Raw genomic sequence first — 17,791 nt, 5'->3', positions numbered from 1 at the left:
TTACATCCCGACCGCAACGCGCGTCAGCCCATTGCGTGTCAGATGGCGGAAGCGCGCCAACGCCCACAACGGGAAGAACTTGCGATAGCCGTGGTAACGCAGATAGAACACGCGCGGAAAACCGGTCGCCGTGAAGCGCGTTTCGTCCCACAGGCCGTGCTCGCGCTGTTCACGCTGCAAATACGCGACGCCACGCGCCACCGCCTCGTGATTCACCTCGCCCGCTGCCATCAGGCCCATCAGCGCCCACGCGGTTTGCGACGCGGTGCTCGGCGCACGTTCGTAGCCGCGATAGTCGAGCTTGTAGCTTTCGCCGCCCTCACCCCAGCCGCCGTCCTCGTTCTGGATCGACAGGAGCCACTGCGCCGCGCGTTTGATGCGCGGATCGTCGTGCGGCATACCCGCGGCGTTCAGCGAACACAGCGCGGTCCACGTGCCGTAGATGTAGTTCAAGCCCCAACGGCCGTACCAGCTGCCGTCCGATTCCTGTTCCTTCAGCATGTAGTCGAACGCGCGCTGCGCCGGCTCGCTGCCCGGCGGAAATTCACCGAGTTGCGCGAGCATCGACAGGCAGCGGCCCGATACGTCCGCGGTCGGCGGATCGAGCAAGGCGCCGTGATCGGAGAACGGAATGTTGTTCAGGTAGTACTGCGTGTTTTCCGGCTCGAACGCGCCCCAGCCGCCGTCACTGCTTTGCATGCCGACAACCCATTCGCGCGCCCGCGCTATGGCTTCACGGTCGACATCCGATTGCGTCAGCGCCGCCGAGCGCTGCATCGCCATCGCGACCACCGCCGTATCGTCGACGTCCGGATAGTGCGCGTTGTTGTATTGGAACGCCCAGCCGCCAGGACGCACGTTCGGGCGACGTGAGATCCAGTCGCCGCGCACGTCGAGAATCTGCAGCGGACGCAGCCATGCAAGCCCACGTTCAGCCGCCTGCTCGGCATGCGCCTCACCGGTCTCGAGCAGCGCGTGCGCCACGAGCGAGGTATCCCACACTGGCGACAAGCACGGTTGGCAATAGGCTTCGTCATCCTTGATGACGAGCAGCTTTTCGATCGACTGACGGGCGATTGCGCGGTTCGGATGATCGGCCGGATAGCCGAGCACGTCGTACATCATCACCGAGTTGGCCATGGCCGGGAAAATCGCGCCGAGCCCATCTTCGCCATTCAACCGTTCGTCGACGAACTTCACCGCTTCGCGCACCGAACGGTCGCGCGTCACCTTCGGGAACAGCCCGTCGATTGCGCGCAACATGACGTCCACGCCGCGGAAAAAGCGGAACCAGCCGAGGTGCTGATGCGGCGCCCGATCGCGCATGCCGGTGTTGACCGGCGCACCGCGGAACAACTCGTCGATACGTACACGGCGCGGATTGCGCGCCACCGGCCGCTTCGCGTTCAGCACCAGCAACGGTACGATCACGGTACGCGCCCAGTACGACACCTTCGACAGATGGAAGGGGAACCATTGCGGCAACAACATGATTTCCACGGGCATCATCGGCACGGCGCGCCAGGACACCACGCCGAACAGCGCGAGCAGAATCCGCGTGAACACGTTCACCGTTTCCGCGCCGCCGTTCGCCAGGATCGCTTCGCGTGCGCGGACCATGTGCTCGGCATCCGGCGAGTCGCCGATCATCTTCAGTGCGAAGTACGCCTTCACGCTGGCGCTGATGTCGAGCGCGCCGTCGGTGAAGAGCGGCCAGCCGCCGTCCGCCCGCTGGATGCGGCGCAGATAGCGGCCGATCTTCTGCTCCAGTTCCAGGTTCGGCGTTTCGGCGAGATAGTGGACCAGCAATACGTATTCGGCGGGAATCGTCGCGTCGGCTTCAAGTTCGTAGACCCAGTGGCCGTCCGGCTTCTGCGCGGCGAGGATCGCGTCGGTGGCACGCGTGATCGCGGCGTCGAGCGCCGGTGCGGACGCTTGCGACGCAGTGCCGGGCGCAGCGCCCGGCGCCGCATCGGCGAATTCAGGCAGGATGGCGTCCAGCGGCTGAGCTTGAGATAAGTCGTTCATCGGCGTTCCATCGGTTGATTCAGCAGCGTGTCCGCGGCCTTCTGGCCGGAGCGGATCGCGCCTTCAATCGTCGCGGGCAGGCCGGTGGCCGTCCAGTCGCCCGCGAGCATCAAGTTGTTCCAGCGAGTGCGCGTGCCGGGGCGCAGCGTTTCCTGATCCGGCAAGGCGGCAAACGTCGCGCGCTTTTCCACCACGACCTGCCAGGCCGGCATCGGCTCGGCCGGCAAATTGACGGCCTGCGCCACTTCGGCCCAGATAGTTTTCGCGAGCGCTTCATGCGGTGTGTCGAGCAGGCGCTCAGCGGCGTTGACCGTGACCGACACGCGGCCCTCGAAGGCGAACAGCCAATCGGCTGTCGCATTGAGCAGCCCGGTGACCGGCGCCATACCGAATGGCGGCTCGACCGCGAAATGCACGTTGACGGTCGCCGCGAAGCGATTCGGCGAGCGCAAGCCGGGTAAGAGCGTCTGCGCAATTTCCGGCGGCACCGCGAGCACCACGGCCTGGTTGGCTTCGATCGCGATGCTTTCGTCCGCAAAATTCAGTGCCGATATACGGCTGGGGCCTGTGTCGTCAAACACCATGTCCTTCAGGCGCGAGCCGAGCCGGATTGCCGCGCCGCCATGCTGCAGCAGACGCAGCGCCGGGTCGACAAAGGCGCTGCCCAGCCCGTTGCGCGCCACCAGCGGCCGACACGCCAGTCCACCGGCGACCAATGTCTCCCTGACCATCGCACTTGTCAGCTCCGCCGACGCTTCACGCGGCTCGACGTTGAGCATCGCGAGAAACAGCGGTCGCAGCAGCCGGTCCCACAGCGGGCCATTGCAACGCATGGTCTGCGCCACGCTGCGCCCGGGCTTGGCGAACAGCAGCGGCACGAGCGCCAGATAGTCGCCCGGCCCGGTGTTCGGCACGCGTGCGTTCGGGTCGAAGATCCACCAGGGCAGACGGCCCGGCGACATGCGCACGGTCCAGCGCGCCCGCGTCGCCAGATCCACGAATGGATACTCGGGCTGGGCCGGGCCGACCAGCTCGTCGGCGGCGCCGATTGCGCGCAAATAGTTGAGCGTGGCGAAATTGCCGGACAACACCATGTGGTTGCCACTGTCGATCGTCGCGCCCAGCTTGGGGTCGTAATACGAACGGCACCGGCCGCCCGCCTGGGGCGACGCCTCATGCAGCACGACTTGCGCCCCGCGGCGCTGCAATTGCACCGCGGCGGCGAGGCCGGCGAGGCCCGCGCCGATCACATGGATGAGCTTTGGCATCAGCTCAGAAGAGCGCGTAGCGCGCGACGATCCACAGCAAGCGCAGTTTCGGCTTGCTGACCTTCGTACGCGGAATATCGAAACCGCGGTCGAGCGTGCGTTCGAGCAGCACGCGGTAGACGCCCGACATGATGCGCGGCGCACGCACGTGGTTGCGCGGCTCGCGGTCCATGATCGCGTCGGAGGCGGCGAAATGCTGCTTGGCGCGCTCGGCGAGCGTCGCGCAGACGCGCGGCAGCGATGGATCGTCTGCGATCTGCACCGGGTTCGTCACCGCGATGCCTTCCCGCGCCAGCAATTCGTGCGGCAGGTAGCAGCGGTTGATGCCGGCATCTTCGTCGATATCGCGCAGGATGTTGGTGAGTTGCAGTGCGCGGCCCAGATGGTGCGCGAGCAACCGGCCCGGCTCTTCCTGCATCCCGAATATCCTCACCGACAGGCGGCCCGCCGCGCTGGCGACGCGATCGCAGTACAGATCGAGCGTGGCTTCGTCGGGTGCGCAGATATCCTCGGCGGCGTCCATCGCCATGCCGTCGATCATCGCGTGAAAATCTTCGCGTTGCAGGTGAAACGTATGAATGTGCCGCGTCAGCGCGCGCAGGGACGCGCGCGGTGCGCCGGCGTAGCACGCGTCGATGTCGGCGCGCCAGCGCTCGAGCGCGGCGGCGCGTTCGGCGCGCGGCAGGTCGCTGTCGGCGATATCGTCGACAGCGCGGCAGAACGCGTAGACCTGATACATCGCATCGCGCTGCGCGGCCGGCAGGATACGCATCGCGAGATAAAACGAGCTGCCGGACGTGGCGGCAGCGGCGTCAATTTCTGTATCGTCCACGACAAGATTGGAAACAGCCAAGACGATCTCCGCTGGAGGCGCCCGCTGAAAGGCGTTCAAGAAGTTTTAATGCCTACCCGCAGGGCAAGCGGCCCGCGCGCACGGACACGCGCGAAACACCCGGCAGGGATGCCGGAAACGGCGAAAAGTATAACAACCTTTGTGAGATGCCGCAGTTTGCGGGCGAATAAGGGGCCGGAAGGAGACGCTGACTCGCCGCTGAGTGCGTGTCGGGCGCCCCGCACAGCACGCGGTGCGCGCAGCAACGCCGTGCTTGTCCGGAAAATCAGATGAACGCCACCGAGCGGTTGCGTCCTTGCCGCTTCGCGCTATACAGCGCCGCGTCGGCTTCGTTGATGAGCACGTCGTACGCGGGCACGCCCACGCGCGCCGCCGCGCCGCCGACGCTGGCCGTCACCGGCACGCTCGTGCCCTGCACGTCGACCGGCGTGTCGGCAATCGTGCGGCGAATCTTTTCCGCGACCCGCATGGCGTCTTCGAGCGGCGTACACGGCAACAGCAAGGCAAATTCCTCGCCGCCGAAACGCCCGAAGGTGTCCTGAGCCCGCACCACCTCGGCGACCCGCTGCGCCATCACGCGCAGCACCGTATCGCCGACGCCGTGGCCGAACTGGTCGTTGATTTTCTTGAAGTGATCGAGATCGAACAGCAGCACGGACATCTCGCCGCCGTAGCGCTGCCAGCGCGTGTACTCATCGCGCAGGCGCGCTTCGAAGTAACGCCGGTTAGCAATGCCCGTCAACCCGTCGCGGTCCGCGTATTCCTGCAGCTTGGCAACCGCATCTTCACGTTCGCGCTGCACGATACTGACATGCGTGACATCCGAGATGGTCACGCATACGGCCACCACTTCGCGATCGCGCATCAACGGCATGAACGTACAGTCCTGCTGCATGAAATCGACGCCGCCGGTAATCGGCCGGTCGTGATCGAACTTGAAGAGGTACGGGCGCTGCTCCCACGAACTGAACGCGAAACTGCCGAGCTGAAACACGCTTTCGATCTTGCGCGACAGCCACACGCGCGGCAATTCCGGAAAATGAGTGAAGATCGATTTGCCGACCACCTGCTCCGGCGACAAGCCGCTGTGATCCTGCATGAAGCGATTCCACATGAGCACGTGCATGTCACGATCAAGCACGAAGATACCGAAACCGACACGTTCCACAACCAGATCGCTCAACGACTCCACAGGCACATTCATAGGCTGGACAACAGCTCGTCGAGCGCCTCGTTCATGTGCCGAATCGATTCTTCAGCCATCAGCATCACGAGGTGCGCGCGGAAACTCTGGTCCTCGAGCGCGAAATTGACTTCGACCAGAAGCGCGACTTCCCATTGCAACATGCCGGGCTGAAACACTTCGTCGAGCGTCATCGCTTCGCCGAGCAGGCCCGGCGCGGAGAAGACCGGCGTGCGTCCGAGCTGGTCGAGAATGCACGAGACACACGCGCCCGTCAGCACGTTCGCGACGTCGAACACGAGTTCTTTCTGGCTCACCGCCTCGTAGCTCGAGCGCGAATACGGATCGCTCACGAGCGAACACAACTGGTCGATGCTGTCGCTGCGGCAGATCACCAGCGCTTCGCCCTTGATGTCGGAACGAAAGCCCTGGCGCACCGCGCTCACCGTGTCCTCGATTCCGGTCATCTCGCGCAGCGCCTGGGCCGCCTCGCTCACCGCGACCACCTTCACGCGCGGCACCGACAATTCGATGAACGCATCGAGCAGGCGCGCGAGACGCGTCGCGGCCTGGCCCATCGCCAGATTGGCGACCTCTTGCAGCGCGTCGCGCTGGTCTTCGGTGAGGACTGGCTCAGACATACAACCCGTACTCCTTGAGGATGGGTAGTACCGCCTCGGGCGTCACGGGCTTGGCGATGAAGGCGGCGGCGCCGAGCGCGCGCACGCGCGACTGGGCCATCGGCTGAACATCGGCGGAGACGACGATGACGAAGGTGTTCAGGTCCTCATGCTGCAAAGCTTCCAGCACCTGATAGCCGGTCATGTCCGGCATCGTCAGGTCGAGGAACATCACCGACGCTTTGCCTTCACGATACAGGCCGAGCGCTTCGCGCCCGTTCGTGGCGTAGGACACGTCGACATCCCAGTCCGGCGGCAATGCCTTGGTGAGCACCTTGCGGGCAAGCAACGAATCGTCGGCGATCACAATAGGCAAAGGCATGGGCGGGTGGGTAAGCGGAATTAGCTCTTGCGCGTTAACGGCGGGTAGAGTGGGTTTCTTTAGCGCGCTGACTGTCGACCAGCGGTAAAGCGGGCTGAAGCTTGCGAGAATGCAGCTTGCAAACGAGCGGGGAAAGCGCGCAGCGAGGCGCTTTTGACGGAACCCGTGGGCGCGCATCGATGCGTGCGAGCACGGTGGACGACGGCTATGACCGGCATGTTCGAAGCCTACCCCGTAGATGAATCCGCGCGGCTTCACGGATCGGGCTGGTCCCCTTGCCGCGCGCCTGTTTCCGCGAGCGCCCCCGGCCACGCGTTGTGCGCGTTGTCGGGCGGCCCTCGCGGCAGATGCATCCGAACATGGCGGACACATTATTTATGATGGCATCGATTTTCGAAGCAAAACGGCGGAAAGGCAACTCGCCAAATTCGTATTGGCTAAAGAGATTTTCCTATTAAATGCATTTTTTGAAGATATTTCGGTAGATTTTGAAGGCTTTCTTTTACATTTATACTTTTGTGTACGTTTGCGCTTCTCGATTTGTCACTGATTCAAACGGTGGACAAATCGGGGGGCGATCCTTCGTCACAGTAACCAGTACTGCCGCTGCATGTCTATGCTTTACGCATGAAGCTGACTTCCGTCCCGAACGACCTTTGCGTTACCGACCATGACACCAGACCGGTTCGACCCGTCCGAAGCGAGCCGCCCTCCCGCTAGCCGCCAGGACGAGGCGCGGTTCCCAGCCGTGCCGGAACAGAATTTCCACGTCCGGCGCATCACGCTGATCGCGCTGCTGGTCGCGGCCATCGTGCTGCCGTGCGTGTACGTCGCGGCAATGGCGTTCAGCGATCTGCGCGGGCGCATGGCCGACGCGACCGACATGACGCTGCGCACCGTGCGCGTGACGGAAGAACACGCGCTGAAAGTGTTCGATATGAACGAGACGCTGGACGCGCGGATCGTCGATCTGACACAAGGTCTGGACGACAACGGCATTCGCGCTCAGGAAGGCGAGATTCACGAAAAGCTTCGCACCATGGGCGGCGGCTATCCGCAAGTGGCCGCCGTTTCGATTTTCGGCCGGGAGGGCGCTCTGCTCGCCACCAGTCGTTTTTATCCCGCGCCGGTGTTGTCGATTGCCGATCGCGAGGATTTCATCGGCATTCGCGACGGCAAGGGCCTCGAACATGTCTCGAAGGTGATGACGGGGCATGTCGTGGGCGAGCAGGTGTTCAACACGGGCGTGGAGCGGCTCGCTGCCGATGGCTCGTTTGCCGGGGTCGTCTCGGTCGCGCTGCGGCCGAGCTATTTCGATGCGTTCTACCGGGAACTGCTCGGCGGCAGCGATAGTACGCCGATGACCATGAGCCTGCTCCGCACAGACGGCGCGGTCCTCGCGCATTATCCGCGCCGCCTGCGCGAGCCGATGAGCATGGCGCCGACTTCGCCACTGTCCGAAGCCCTCGCGCAAGGACGGCGAGCGGGCGTCGTGCGGATGCATTCCGACATCGACGACGACAATGTGATCCTCGCATTCCGCCGCGTCGGCGCCTATCCGGTGTACGTGTCGTGCGGCTATCGCACCTCGGCGATCTGGGCCGCGTGGTACCGGCACCTGAGCGTGCTGATCCTGTCGATGTTCACGCCATCCATCGTGTTGTGGTGCGTGATCTGGCTATCGCTGCGGCGTCTCGGCGCCGAAGAGGAAGCGTGGGAGCGCTGGCAGGCCGAAGCCTCGATGCGCCGCTCGATCGAATCCGCGTATCGCCAGTCGCGCAAGATGGAGGCGCTCGGCAATCTGGTCGGCAGCGTGGCGCACGATTTCAACAACCTGCTGATGATCGTCTCGGCCAACGTGCAGATCGCACGGCGGCGCGGCACGCCAGGGCTCGATCGCGAGTTGTCGGCGATGGAACGGGCGCTCAAGGGCGGCCAGTCGCTGACCCGGCAATTACTCGGCGTCGCGCGCAAGCAGCCGTTGCGCAACGAAACGCTGGCACTCGAGCGGTGGCTGCCGGCGTGCCGCGAATTGCTGCGCGCGTCGCTCGGCGCGAAGATCTCGCTGGTGATGGATATCGGCGTCGACATCTGGCCGATGCGTGTCGACGTGGCCGAGCTCGAACTGGCGCTGATCAACATTGCGGTGAACGCACGCGACGCCATGCCCAACGGCGGCCGCTTCACCGTGCGAGCCGCCAATATCAACTTCCGCCACGAGGACGGCTTTCCGTTGACCGGCGACTTCGTGCAGCTCTCGCTTGAAGACACAGGCGGCGGCATGCCGCCTGAAGTACTCGCGCGTGCCTTCGAACCGCTTTTCACGACGAAGCCGAAAGGTATGGGCACGGGTCTCGGGCTGCCACAGGTTTTCGCCTTCTGCGAGCGCTCCGGCGGACTGGCCGCGATCGACAGCGCAATCGGTGCAGGCACCTCGGTGCGGCTCTATCTGCCGCGTGCCACGGCCGAGCCTGAGACCGAATCGCCGGCAGAACCGGGCGTCGAAGAAAGCGGCGTGCCGCACGGCTTGCGCATCCTGCTGGTCGAGGACAATGACGAAGTCGCCGCGGGCACCGAGGCGTTATTGCAGATGATGGGCCACCAGGTCACGTGCGTGTTCAATGCCGATACCGCGCTGCGCCTGTTCGACGACGCCCACGCGAGGCAAGCGCGCACTGGCGAGCCGCTGCCGTTCGATCTGGTGCTGTCGGACATCCACATGCCCGGCACGATGAACGGCATCGACCTGGCCGAAGCCGTACAGGCTTTCGACACCAGGCTGCCGGTCATTCTCGTCACCGGCTATGCGGAAGAACTCGACCGTGCGCGGCACGTGGACGTGCGGGTGTTGTCCAAACCTTTCGATATCGCGTTGCTGGAAAAGCTCCTGCAAGCGATCCAGCGCGAACTGGCGCAAACGGGCGCCGATCCGGCCGCGGCGGCGCATCCGGCCGGTTAAAGCCTGCCGTTTCAGCGTCGCCGCCAATTACCGGCAGTTGTAAAAAAGCGCGGCGTAGCATGCCGCGCCCTCCGTGACCGAATCGTCGCAAGTTGGCGATAGCGGGCGTGCAGGCGCATCGTGCCGGCCCCGGCATGATCGTTGCGACGTTTTTAGGGAGGAAGGGCAGCGGGTCGTCACGCCGTCCGTTCCACCTAATACGCCGGGAGACAGCTATGCGACACACCGTGATTGGTTTATTCGACACCTATTCTCAAGCCGAAGTCGCGCGCGATACGCTTGTGCAGACTGGTTTTGCACGTGAAACGATCGAATTACAGGCAAATCCAGAACCCTCTGTCGGCTCCGCAACCGATGAGGTTGCCAGTTCCGGCGTACTCGCCAATATCGAGCGCTTTTTGTCGAGCCTGTTTGCGACGAGTTCTCGCGCGCCGGATACGGCCCGCTATGCGGAAGCCGTGCGCCGCGGCGCCGTGCTGGTGTGCGTAAGCGCGGCGAGCGAATCGCACGCGGAACTTGCGCGCAATACCTTGACGAGGCTGGGCGCGACCGACATCGGCGAACGTTCGCCCGATTTAGACTCGCAGCCGGAATCGAGCCGCGATCATTCGATACTCGACGAACTCGGTATCGGCGCGGTGACGCCCGGCACACCGCATACATCGAGCGTTGCGACGCCCGGCGTTGCAACACCGGGTTCGACCACGCGGCCCGCAACCACGGCCGATCCACTCTATCCGCCGCCGCTCATGGGCACCGACGCCGAGCCGTTCGTCCCACCGCCGCTGGCTGAGCGGCCAATGCGCGACCCGATCAACGAGCCAGTCGCCGATCCGCTGGTCGGCGATGCGGGGCGTACCGCGATCGCCGCCGGCTCGATGCCGGGCTCGGGCGCGATCTTGCAGCCGTCGGAAGTCGTGTCCGAAGCGGGACAGCCGACCGCGGGCTTAGGCGGCCAGATGCCAAACGAGTATCTGGAATACGAAGAGGATTTCCGCACACACTTCGACGAGCAATACGCAGCCGGGAACGCGCGCTATGAAGATTATGTGCCGGCCTACCGCTATGGCGCGGAAATCGCTCGCGACGCGCGTTATCGCGACCAGCCGTGGGACGACGTCGAGCCGGAAGCGCGGCGCCATTGGGAAACCACCTCGCCGGACAGTACGTGGGAGCGCTTCAAGCTCGCCGTGCGTCACGGCTGGGAACGGGTAACGGGGCATCACCACGTTTAGACAGGTGCAATGGCAGTAGCAGCGCCGGCGTGCCGTGAAGTCGTGGCACCGGCGCCGCTTCCCCTGTAAGACGTATCCCCGAAGTCGCCGTCAGGCAGCGGTTTGACGTTTGACCCACGCGACGTAGCGGTCGACGAAAGTCTGCAAAAACTTGCGCGTACCGTCGTTCAGGATCTCGCCCTTCTCATTGATGACCGCCGGATCGTGCTTGATGAACACTTCCGGTTGGCCGAGTGTGGGGACATCGAGATACGCCAGCACATTGCGCAGATGCTGTTGCGCCAGCGCCGTGCCAGTCGCGCCGACGGAAGTGCCGATCACCGCGCCGGGCTTGTTTGCCCACGAATTGGTGCCCCACGGCCGCGAGCCCCAGTCGAGTGCATTCTTCAGAACGCCAGGTATGGAGCGGTTGTACTCAGGCGTGACGAACAGCAGGCCGTCGGCGGCTTCGATGCGCTGCTTCAGGTGTTTGGCGACTTCGGGATAGTCGGCGTCGTAATCCTGGCTATAAAGCGGCAGGGAGCCGATATCGAGGAATTCGAATGTGAAGTCGGCGGGCGCTAGTGAAATGACGGCTTGCGCCAGTTGGCGGTTAAACGACTCGCGGCGCAGACTGCCGACGACAACTGCGATGTGATAGGCCATGTTCGTTTCCTTGAGGTGAGGCGCTTGACGCGCGAAAGGGTACGAACTGTCCATCATAGGCAAAGCTGCGCGGGATAACGACGGCGAGGTGAAAAACGCCCCGCTTCTGGCGGCGCACGACCAGGCCTCGAAAATGCTGCCGGTGGATAACCCGGCGGCACTCAAAGTTATCCACAGATTTACTGAATAACCTTGTGGATAACTGGTAGTTTTGCCTTGTCAATCAAGCATGCTTTCGGTCTAGGACGTTTTGAGGCAAACGGATGTTCTTCGCTGCCCGCGCGGATAAAAATCCAGCCGTGCGGCATAGGTCGAAGCAATCATTCCGGGACGGCGATGTCGCCATCCACGAGCTGCCAGCCGTACGTCTCAGCAAACAGTTGGGCCGCGTCGGCGTTTTCAAAAAACGGCATGTCCGCGTGGCCCTGAAAGGGGTAGATCACGCGCTCGTCGCTCAACCGCATCACTTTCAGTGTCGGCACCGTCCCGCTGGAGGTTCGACGCGACGACACGGCGACCTGATAGTTCGCGCGGCCAGTCAGCGGCGTGGAATTCGCGCCCTGTGCGCGCCTGGAAACGTGACTTGCCATCGGCGCGCGCATCAAAGCCCGGCGATCGACTGGCCAGCAACCATGCCGTCGATCACCCGCTCCGCGTAACTCGCCGATGCAATACGCGCGTCGCCGGCCGCGCCAAACGGAGAACGGCTGGGCACCTGAAAAACGCGGCTGCCGGTCACAGTGTCGTCGGAGCCGCGGCGGCAGATTCGGACTGAGGCGTCGAAACCCGCATCGTAGTGGCGGGCGCCATCGGCAGAGCGCGGCTGGTGCGGATAAACCAGTGGATAAATCTCGAGGCCCCGGTAACTTCTGATCGTATTGCTCATGGTGGTCGTCTCCAGTGAAGGATCTCGCTTGGAACGTGTCGCTGTATGCCCGGCGTGACGCCGGGTGAGTCGCTGCGTTTCAGCGAAAAACAAGGTGTTGATCGACGATGCGCGTAAAGCGCGGTCGCGCCTGTCAGGCCACGCCGACGACACCGTAAAGCGAAGTAGAAGGAAAGGACCCCGTTCGATTCAGGGCGCTGTAATGAGAGGCTGATGCCTGAGGGACTACGCAAGACGCGCAGGAGAACTGCAAGCTGTTGGCTCACTGTAACACGTTAGAAGAGTGAGCATTAGACGCATTTGCGTGCCGGGCGCGAGTGTTGCTTTAGCGTGTCGGGGTGTTGTTACCGCTTTTTGTTTCGTGAGGCTTGCACGGCGATGGAATGGGCCTGCAGCCATGTTCCGCGGATGTCTTCCCCGGCCCCGTCGACCCTGTCGGATCAAATGCAAAAACAGCGCCTCTAAAGGCGCCCTTTTTGATTTCGAAAACCTGTTTCATCGGCAGACGTGTGCCGGACATGCTTCCGGCTGCGTCCACCAGACGATTAGTTGCCGAAGAACACGTTGCAATACGATGCCGGGCCGTTACATTGGGCCGGTGCAGCGGCTTGGGCTGCGCCCGAAGCTGCAGCAAACAGGGCGACGGAAGCGATCAGGGCGGTAAGAATGCGTTTCATGGTGCGGCTCCTCTTCAGCGTTTGGTTTGCGATCTGATGCGATCGATAGACTGAAGAATAGCGATTCAGTGTCCGCGTAAAAACACCGAAGACAGGAAGACTTTTTTTCAAATAGTGAAATAATCACGGCGCGTATTTGGTACGAGTTTGAGACGTACGTGGCTGCACGTCTCGCTCGCGCACTGGCAGGTTACGGTTCACCATCAGAGCCTTGATTTCATTTTGCGCAATAATGTTTTTTGCCGTCATAAAGCCTGCTGTGGCACGACTAAAGTCATCAGGTCATCGCTACTGGCGGGCACATGTTCAATACCGATTCGCTTGCGCAGGAACGTGCGGGAGAATGGCGCACGCGTCCGGAAAGTGCGCGAGGAGACCCACTCACCTATGAACTACAGCGATTCAGGAAAAAAAGGGCGGCAATCGCGAGCCCGGCGACGGAGCATGCCATGGCGCAAGTAAGCGCGCCGGCGCTCGACGATCCCGTCTATCTGACGCAACTGCGGCGCGACCTGTTGCGCTTCGCCCGTTTGCAATTACGCGATGCCGCTGCCGCTGAAGACGCGGTCCAGGAAGCCCTCGCTGCCGCCTGGACGCAGGCCGACCGCTTTGCCGCGCAATCGGAGCACAAGACGTGGGTGTTTGGCATCCTCCGGCACAAGCTCGTCGACACCTTGCGCGCCCGGCAGCGCACGGTGAACCTGTCGGCGCTCGAATCCGAAATCGACGGCGAAGCGCTACTCGATCGCGAACTCTTCAAGGACAACGGTCACTGGTCGCGTGAGACCAAGCCGCAACCCTGGCCGGCGCCGGAAACCGCGCTGCGCCAGCAGCAATTCTGGACCTTGTTCGAGATGTGTCTGGAGCACCTGCCCGAGCACATCGGGCGCGTGTTCATGATGCGCGAATTCCTCGATCTCGAAACTGAAGCGATCTGCGCCGAACTGCAGATGACCGCCAATCACTGCAGCGTGCTGATCTACCGCGCGCGGCTGCGTTTGCGCACTTGCCTGAGCGAAAAGGGCCTATCCAGAGAGGATGCGAATGGGGAAGTGTAAGAACATCACGCGCCTGTTGTCGGACGCGCTCGACCGCCCTTTGACGACCGGCGAATGGGTCGCGATCCGGCTGCATCTGCCGACTTGCAGCGGCTGCCGCAATTACCGCAAGCAGATCCGGCTGCTGCGCGTGGCTGCGCACACGTTGAGCGGGATTGCGGCGCCGGGCACGGGTGGCGGCGACGATTGACGCGTGGCGGCTGGGCTTGAGTGGTGCATTGAACGAGAGCCGAGGGCTGCGACGAACGGCGGCCGCCTCGTGCTGATGGCTTTGTTTAGCGTTCGCCGGGCGGCGTGCTCCGGTAGCGCTCGAAGAAGCTTGCGTGCGATGCTTCATCGATAGCGACGGGATGCGCCTCGGCGCGAGCCGGATGCTTGACCAGTTGTGCACGCGTGCGGATCGGCCGATGCTGGAAATTGCCGCCGCAGTTCGGACACACGTTGCGCAGCGTGCTGAGCGCACACACTTCACAGAAGGTGCATTCGTACGTGCAGATCATCGCATCGGGCGCGTTCGGCGGCAGTGATTTACCGCATCCTTCGCAGGACGGTCTCAGTTCGAGCATGGTGCCTCCGCATTGGCAGGAAAGCGAGGTGCCGGACTGCACCTCGCGTGTCTACACCGAAGCAGTGTAAGCGGACGGGCATACGCGAAATTGACGGTTGAGCGTCAATTCCTGCCATTGCTTGCGATTCCTATGCCGCGCTCAGGTCAGCAAGGTCCACAACGCGAACGTCAATACGAGGCCGACGACGGATACGATCGTCTGCAGCACCGACCAGACCAGAACCGTCTGCTTCAATTGCAGCCCGAAGTACTCGCGCACCATCCAGAAGCCCGCATCATTCACGTGGCAGAAAAACACGGAACCGGCGCCGATCGCGAGTGCCATCAGCGAATTATGAGTCGTGCTGAGGCCCGCCACGACCGGCGCGACGATGCCGGCAGTCGTAGTGGTCGCAACCGTCGCGGAACCGGTGGCCTGACGCAGCGCAACGGCGATCAGCCACGCCAGCAGAATCAGCGGCATGTGCGCGCCAACGGCGATTTTGCCGATCGTCGTGCTGATGCCGGCCACCACCAGCGCCTGCTTGAGACCACCGCCTGCGCCAATGGTCAGCAAGAGCGCGGCGATCGGCGGCAAGCTTTTGCGCAGAATGCCGCCGACCCGGTCGCGCGCCATGCCGCGCGACCAGCCCAGCGCCACCACCGCGAACAACACGGTGAGGCCGAGCGCGACCAGCGGCTCACCTAGAAAGTTGAGTGCGTTGAACAGGAAGGTCTCGGGGTGCAGCAGAAGTTTGGCGACCGTGCGGCCCAGCATCAACACGACCGGCAACAGGATCGTCATGAGCGAGATCGCGAAACTCGGCGGTTCACCAGTATCCTGGTGCGCGGTGAAAAGCTTGCCCATTTCTTCCGGCTCGACCACGTGCATCCGTTTCGACAACCAGATGCCGTAGACCGGGCCCGCGAGGATGACCGCAGGAATCGCGACGATCAGACCGAGACCGAGCGTCAGACCGAGATCGGCATGCAACGCGCTCACGGCGATCAGCGGACCCGGATGCGGCGGCAGCAGCGCATGTAACGTGGTCATGCCCGCGAGCGCGGGAATTGCAATACGCAGAATCGGCTGCTGCGAGCGGCGCGCCATCACGAAGATGATCGGCACCATCATTACCAGGCCGACTTCAAAGAAAAGCGGTAAGCCGACGATGATCGCCACCAGTGCCATCATCCACGGTAGCGTGCGTGGCGTGGAATGTTTAAGGATGGTGGAGACGAGCCGGTCGGCAGCGCCCGATTCCGCCATGAGCGCACCGAGCATCGCGCCGAGCGCAATGATGATGCCGACGTCGCCGAGCAACGCACCGGCGCCTTTGCTGAATGCGCTGGCTACCGCTTCCAGCGGCAGTCCGGCCGAAAAACCCGCCGCGAACGTGCCGACCAGAATCGACAGAAACGGCGCGAGCTTCAGCACGCTGATAAAAACGATGATCAGTGCGAGCCCGAGCACGCACGACAAAATCAGTTGAGTGTCGTGGGATGACCACGGCGAGAGTGTTGTCGTCAGATGCACGATGTCCCTTTTTCGGTTGACGCAGCCGCGACTGCGCGCGGATAACGGATTGTAGCGGGGCACGACGGCTTGACGCTGCCAGGCGCGCAGAAAGGGACCACTGGCGTGTCACGTACCTTCCGGCGTGATTTGCTTATGCGAATTTATCGGTTCGTCCAGGCTTGCAGACGAATTATCGTCGGAGCCAATCGGTCCGTTTTGCGTCCGTCTTTTTATCGAGCACCTTTATGCCCCGTCATCCGCTGCTCAATCGCCGCGCGTTTATCGCCGGCGTGGGCGCCTCGCTGGCCGCCGCGGCCTTGCCCGTTATCTCCACATCAGTCTTCGCCGCAGATACGCACGCGAAAGAATTTCGCATCGGTTATCAGAAAGCGGCCAATACACTCGTGTTGCTGAAGGCGCATGGCACGCTCGAAAAGCGGCTCGCACCGCTTGGCATCACGGTCAAGTGGACGGAGTTTCCCGCCGGGCCGCAGTTGCTCGAAGGATTGAATGTCGGCGCGATCGACTTCGGTTATGTCGGCGAGGCGCCGCCGGTGTTCGCGCAGGCGGCCGGCGCGAACTTCGTCTACACCGCCTATGAGATCCCGACGCCGCACGCCGAAGGCATCCTCGTGCACCAAGACGCGCCGATCAAAACGCTGGCCGATTTGAAGGGCAAAAAAATCGCTTTCAACAAAGGCTCAGATGTTCATTGGTTTCTGGTCGCTGCGTTGCAGAAGAACGGCGTGAAGTACAGCGACATCCAACCCGTTTTTCTGGCACCCGCCGATGCGCGTGCGGCCTTCGAACGCGGTGCGATCGACGCATGGGCGATCTGGGATCCGTTCCTCGAGGCCGCAAAACGCCAGTCAAATGCCCGCTTGCTCGCCGACGCCGAAGGGATCGTGAGTCACCATCAGTTCTTCCTGAGCGCGCGACCGTTTGCGCAGCAGAACGGCGACGTGCTCGCGATCACGATGGACGAGGTGGGTAAGGAGGGCGCATGGGTGCGCGGCCACTATAGCGAAGCAGCCGCACAGCTCGCGCCGATTCAAGGGCTCGACGCAGGCGTGATCGAAGCGGGTTTGCGGCACTACGCGCACATCTACAAACCCGTCGACGCGAACGTACTTGCAGAACAACAACGTATTGCAGACACGTTCAGCGAACTGCGCATCATCCCGACAAGGATCGTGACGAAGGACGCTGCGTTGCCGGCCAAGGCGTAAGTCGCTTAAGCCGTGTTGTTCGACGCCTAATCGAATAGCGCTTCGACATTTTCCGGCGGGCGGCCAATCACGGCGCGCCCGTTTCGCACGACGATTGGTCGTTGCAGGAGGATGAGGTGTTTTGCCAATGCTTCGTATAACTGAGCGTCGCTCAACCTAGTGTCGGAGAGTTCGAGCGCTTTGTATTCGGCCTCGGTGTCGCGGATCATCTCGCGGACCGTGCAGCCTAGCTGCGCGTTGAGTGCTTTTAACTGCGCGACCGTGAGCGGCTGCTTCAGGTATTCGACGATTTCCGTTGGTTCGTGCGCGCTGTTGTAGGTGCTAGCGATTAAGTCGCACGTGGCGCGCGATTTTGAACAGCGGGGGTTGTGGTAGATGGTGATCATGGGTGTTTAGATGGGCGTTGCTTGTGTTGGGTTACAGGAAGTTTTGTGGGGATTTTAGCGGGTGCGGGGTGTCGGCTGAGGTAATAAGCGACGCGGATCGATCGGGTTTTGTTTGGTCGGGAAAGGGGCATGTCTCTCGGTGATGGGTGTCGTTCGGTTTATGCGCATAAAGCGCCGGCTAGAGATTGTCGTTACGTGCTTATGCGCGGCCCGGGGAGGACGCTTCGATTCGTATTGGGTGGGCTTGCCTTTGGATGCGTGAACGCGGTGCGCCTTCGTCCCAGTCCCAGTCCCAGTCCCAGTCCCAGTCCCAGTC

Annotated in this window: 19 protein-coding genes; 6 read left to right on the top strand and 13 right to left on the bottom strand. The window is 62.8% G+C overall.

The window, feature by feature from the left end; translation table 11 throughout:
* The 6 genes from shc to PQQ52_RS33220 form a co-directional block, all read right to left on the bottom strand.
* A complete protein-coding gene (gene shc, locus PQQ52_RS33245) occupies positions 1–2,028 on the bottom strand; it encodes a squalene--hopene cyclase (protein WP_408221048.1) in 2,028 nt (675 codons plus the stop codon).
* Entirely contained in the window at positions 2,025–3,296 is a 1,272-nt protein-coding gene (gene hpnE / locus PQQ52_RS33240) for a hydroxysqualene dehydroxylase HpnE (protein WP_408221046.1), read from the bottom strand. Before hpnE ends, shc begins: the two co-directional genes overlap by 4 nt.
* A 4-nt stretch (positions 3,297–3,300) precedes the next feature.
* Positions 3,301–4,149 (bottom strand): presqualene diphosphate synthase HpnD, encoded by an 849-nt coding sequence (gene hpnD / locus PQQ52_RS33235; protein WP_408221044.1) that lies wholly within the window; start codon positions 4,147–4,149, stop codon positions 3,301–3,303.
* A 265-nt stretch (positions 4,150–4,414) separates the two neighbouring features.
* Positions 4,415–5,353 carry a sensor domain-containing diguanylate cyclase gene (locus PQQ52_RS33230; RefSeq protein ID WP_408221042.1) on the bottom strand — a complete coding sequence of 313 codons (939 nt, stop codon included), beginning with the start codon at positions 5,351–5,353 and terminating at the stop codon, positions 4,415–4,417.
* Entirely contained in the window at positions 5,350–5,973 is a 624-nt protein-coding gene (locus PQQ52_RS33225; protein WP_408221040.1) for a chemotaxis protein CheC, read from the bottom strand. Before PQQ52_RS33225 ends, PQQ52_RS33230 begins: the two co-directional genes overlap by 4 nt.
* Positions 5,966–6,334 carry a response regulator gene (locus PQQ52_RS33220; protein WP_028195969.1) on the bottom strand — a complete coding sequence of 123 codons (369 nt, stop codon included), beginning with the start codon at positions 6,332–6,334 and terminating at the stop codon, positions 5,966–5,968. Before PQQ52_RS33220 ends, PQQ52_RS33225 begins: the two co-directional genes overlap by 8 nt.
* Positions 6,335–6,572: 238 nt before the next feature.
* On the opposite strand from PQQ52_RS33220, the gene PQQ52_RS33215 reads away from it, so the two are divergent.
* The 3 genes from PQQ52_RS33215 (at position 6,573) to PQQ52_RS33205 (ending at position 10,528) form a co-directional block, all read left to right on the top strand.
* Positions 6,573–6,884 carry a hypothetical protein gene (locus PQQ52_RS33215; protein ID WP_408221038.1) on the top strand — a complete coding sequence of 104 codons (312 nt, stop codon included), beginning with the start codon at positions 6,573–6,575 and terminating at the stop codon, positions 6,882–6,884.
* Positions 6,885–7,004: 120 nt separating this feature from the next.
* The gene (locus PQQ52_RS33210) at positions 7,005–9,293 is read left to right on the top strand and encodes a hybrid sensor histidine kinase/response regulator family protein (RefSeq protein ID WP_408221036.1); all 2,289 of its coding nucleotides are present in this window, start codon (positions 7,005–7,007) and stop codon (positions 9,291–9,293) included.
* Positions 9,294–9,508: 215 nt separating this feature from the next.
* Positions 9,509–10,528, top strand: coding sequence for a hypothetical protein (locus tag PQQ52_RS33205; protein WP_408221034.1), 1,020 nt, complete (start codon positions 9,509–9,511; stop codon positions 10,526–10,528).
* A gap of 90 nt (positions 10,529–10,618) precedes the next feature.
* Here the strand turns inward: PQQ52_RS33205 and PQQ52_RS33200 are convergent, their stop codons facing one another.
* The 4 genes from PQQ52_RS33200 to PQQ52_RS33185 form a co-directional block, all read right to left on the bottom strand.
* Positions 10,619–11,173 (bottom strand): NADPH-dependent FMN reductase, encoded by a 555-nt coding sequence (locus PQQ52_RS33200; RefSeq protein WP_408221032.1) that lies wholly within the window; start codon positions 11,171–11,173, stop codon positions 10,619–10,621.
* A gap of 320 nt (positions 11,174–11,493) precedes the next feature.
* Positions 11,494–11,763 (bottom strand): DUF6723 family protein, encoded by a 270-nt coding sequence (locus PQQ52_RS33195; protein WP_408221030.1) that lies wholly within the window; start codon positions 11,761–11,763, stop codon positions 11,494–11,496.
* Between the two features lie 11 nt (positions 11,764–11,774).
* The gene (locus tag PQQ52_RS33190) at positions 11,775–12,059 is read right to left on the bottom strand and encodes a hypothetical protein (RefSeq protein ID WP_408221028.1); all 285 of its coding nucleotides are present in this window, start codon (positions 12,057–12,059) and stop codon (positions 11,775–11,777) included.
* Between the two features lie 545 nt (positions 12,060–12,604).
* Complete coding sequence (locus tag PQQ52_RS33185; protein WP_256737959.1) at positions 12,605–12,736, bottom strand: hypothetical protein; 132 nt, start codon at positions 12,734–12,736, stop codon at positions 12,605–12,607.
* A 449-nt stretch (positions 12,737–13,185) separates the two neighbouring features.
* On the opposite strand from PQQ52_RS33185, the gene PQQ52_RS33180 reads away from it, so the two are divergent.
* Together PQQ52_RS33180 and PQQ52_RS33175 are read left to right on the top strand one after the other, a co-directional pair.
* Complete coding sequence (locus PQQ52_RS33180) at positions 13,186–13,794, top strand: RNA polymerase factor sigma-70 (protein ID WP_408221026.1); 609 nt, start codon at positions 13,186–13,188, stop codon at positions 13,792–13,794.
* Complete coding sequence (locus PQQ52_RS33175) at positions 13,781–13,984, top strand: zf-HC2 domain-containing protein (protein WP_408221024.1); 204 nt, start codon at positions 13,781–13,783, stop codon at positions 13,982–13,984. Before PQQ52_RS33180 ends, PQQ52_RS33175 begins: the two co-directional genes overlap by 14 nt.
* An 85-nt stretch (positions 13,985–14,069) precedes the next feature.
* On the opposite strand, the gene PQQ52_RS33170 is transcribed toward PQQ52_RS33175, so the two are convergent.
* Both PQQ52_RS33170 and PQQ52_RS33165 read right to left on the bottom strand, forming a co-directional pair.
* Positions 14,070–14,360: a DUF1272 domain-containing protein gene (locus PQQ52_RS33170; protein WP_408221022.1), complete on the bottom strand. Its 291-nt coding sequence runs from the start codon at positions 14,358–14,360 to the stop codon at positions 14,070–14,072.
* Positions 14,361–14,501: 141 nt separating this feature from the next.
* Complete coding sequence (locus PQQ52_RS33165; protein ID WP_408221020.1) at positions 14,502–15,878, bottom strand: GntT/GntP/DsdX family permease; 1,377 nt, start codon at positions 15,876–15,878, stop codon at positions 14,502–14,504.
* A 227-nt stretch (positions 15,879–16,105) separates the two neighbouring features.
* Between PQQ52_RS33165 and PQQ52_RS33160 the strand changes: the two genes are divergently transcribed.
* A complete protein-coding gene (locus PQQ52_RS33160; RefSeq protein ID WP_408221018.1) occupies positions 16,106–17,089 on the top strand; it encodes a sulfonate ABC transporter substrate-binding protein in 984 nt (327 codons plus the stop codon).
* Positions 17,090–17,115: 26 nt separating this feature from the next.
* On the opposite strand, the gene arsC is transcribed toward PQQ52_RS33160, so the two are convergent.
* The gene (gene arsC / locus PQQ52_RS33155; RefSeq protein ID WP_408221016.1) at positions 17,116–17,475 is read right to left on the bottom strand and encodes an arsenate reductase (glutaredoxin); all 360 of its coding nucleotides are present in this window, start codon (positions 17,473–17,475) and stop codon (positions 17,116–17,118) included.
* Between the last annotated feature and the right edge of the window lie 316 nt (positions 17,476–17,791).

It is taken from the genome of Paraburkholderia sediminicola (assembly GCF_046030555.1).
Lineage (GTDB): Bacteria > Pseudomonadota > Gammaproteobacteria > Burkholderiales > Burkholderiaceae > Paraburkholderia > Paraburkholderia sediminicola_E.
The sequence above is the reverse complement of the archived record's forward strand: the minus strand, read 5'-3'. Positions and strand labels throughout refer to the sequence as shown.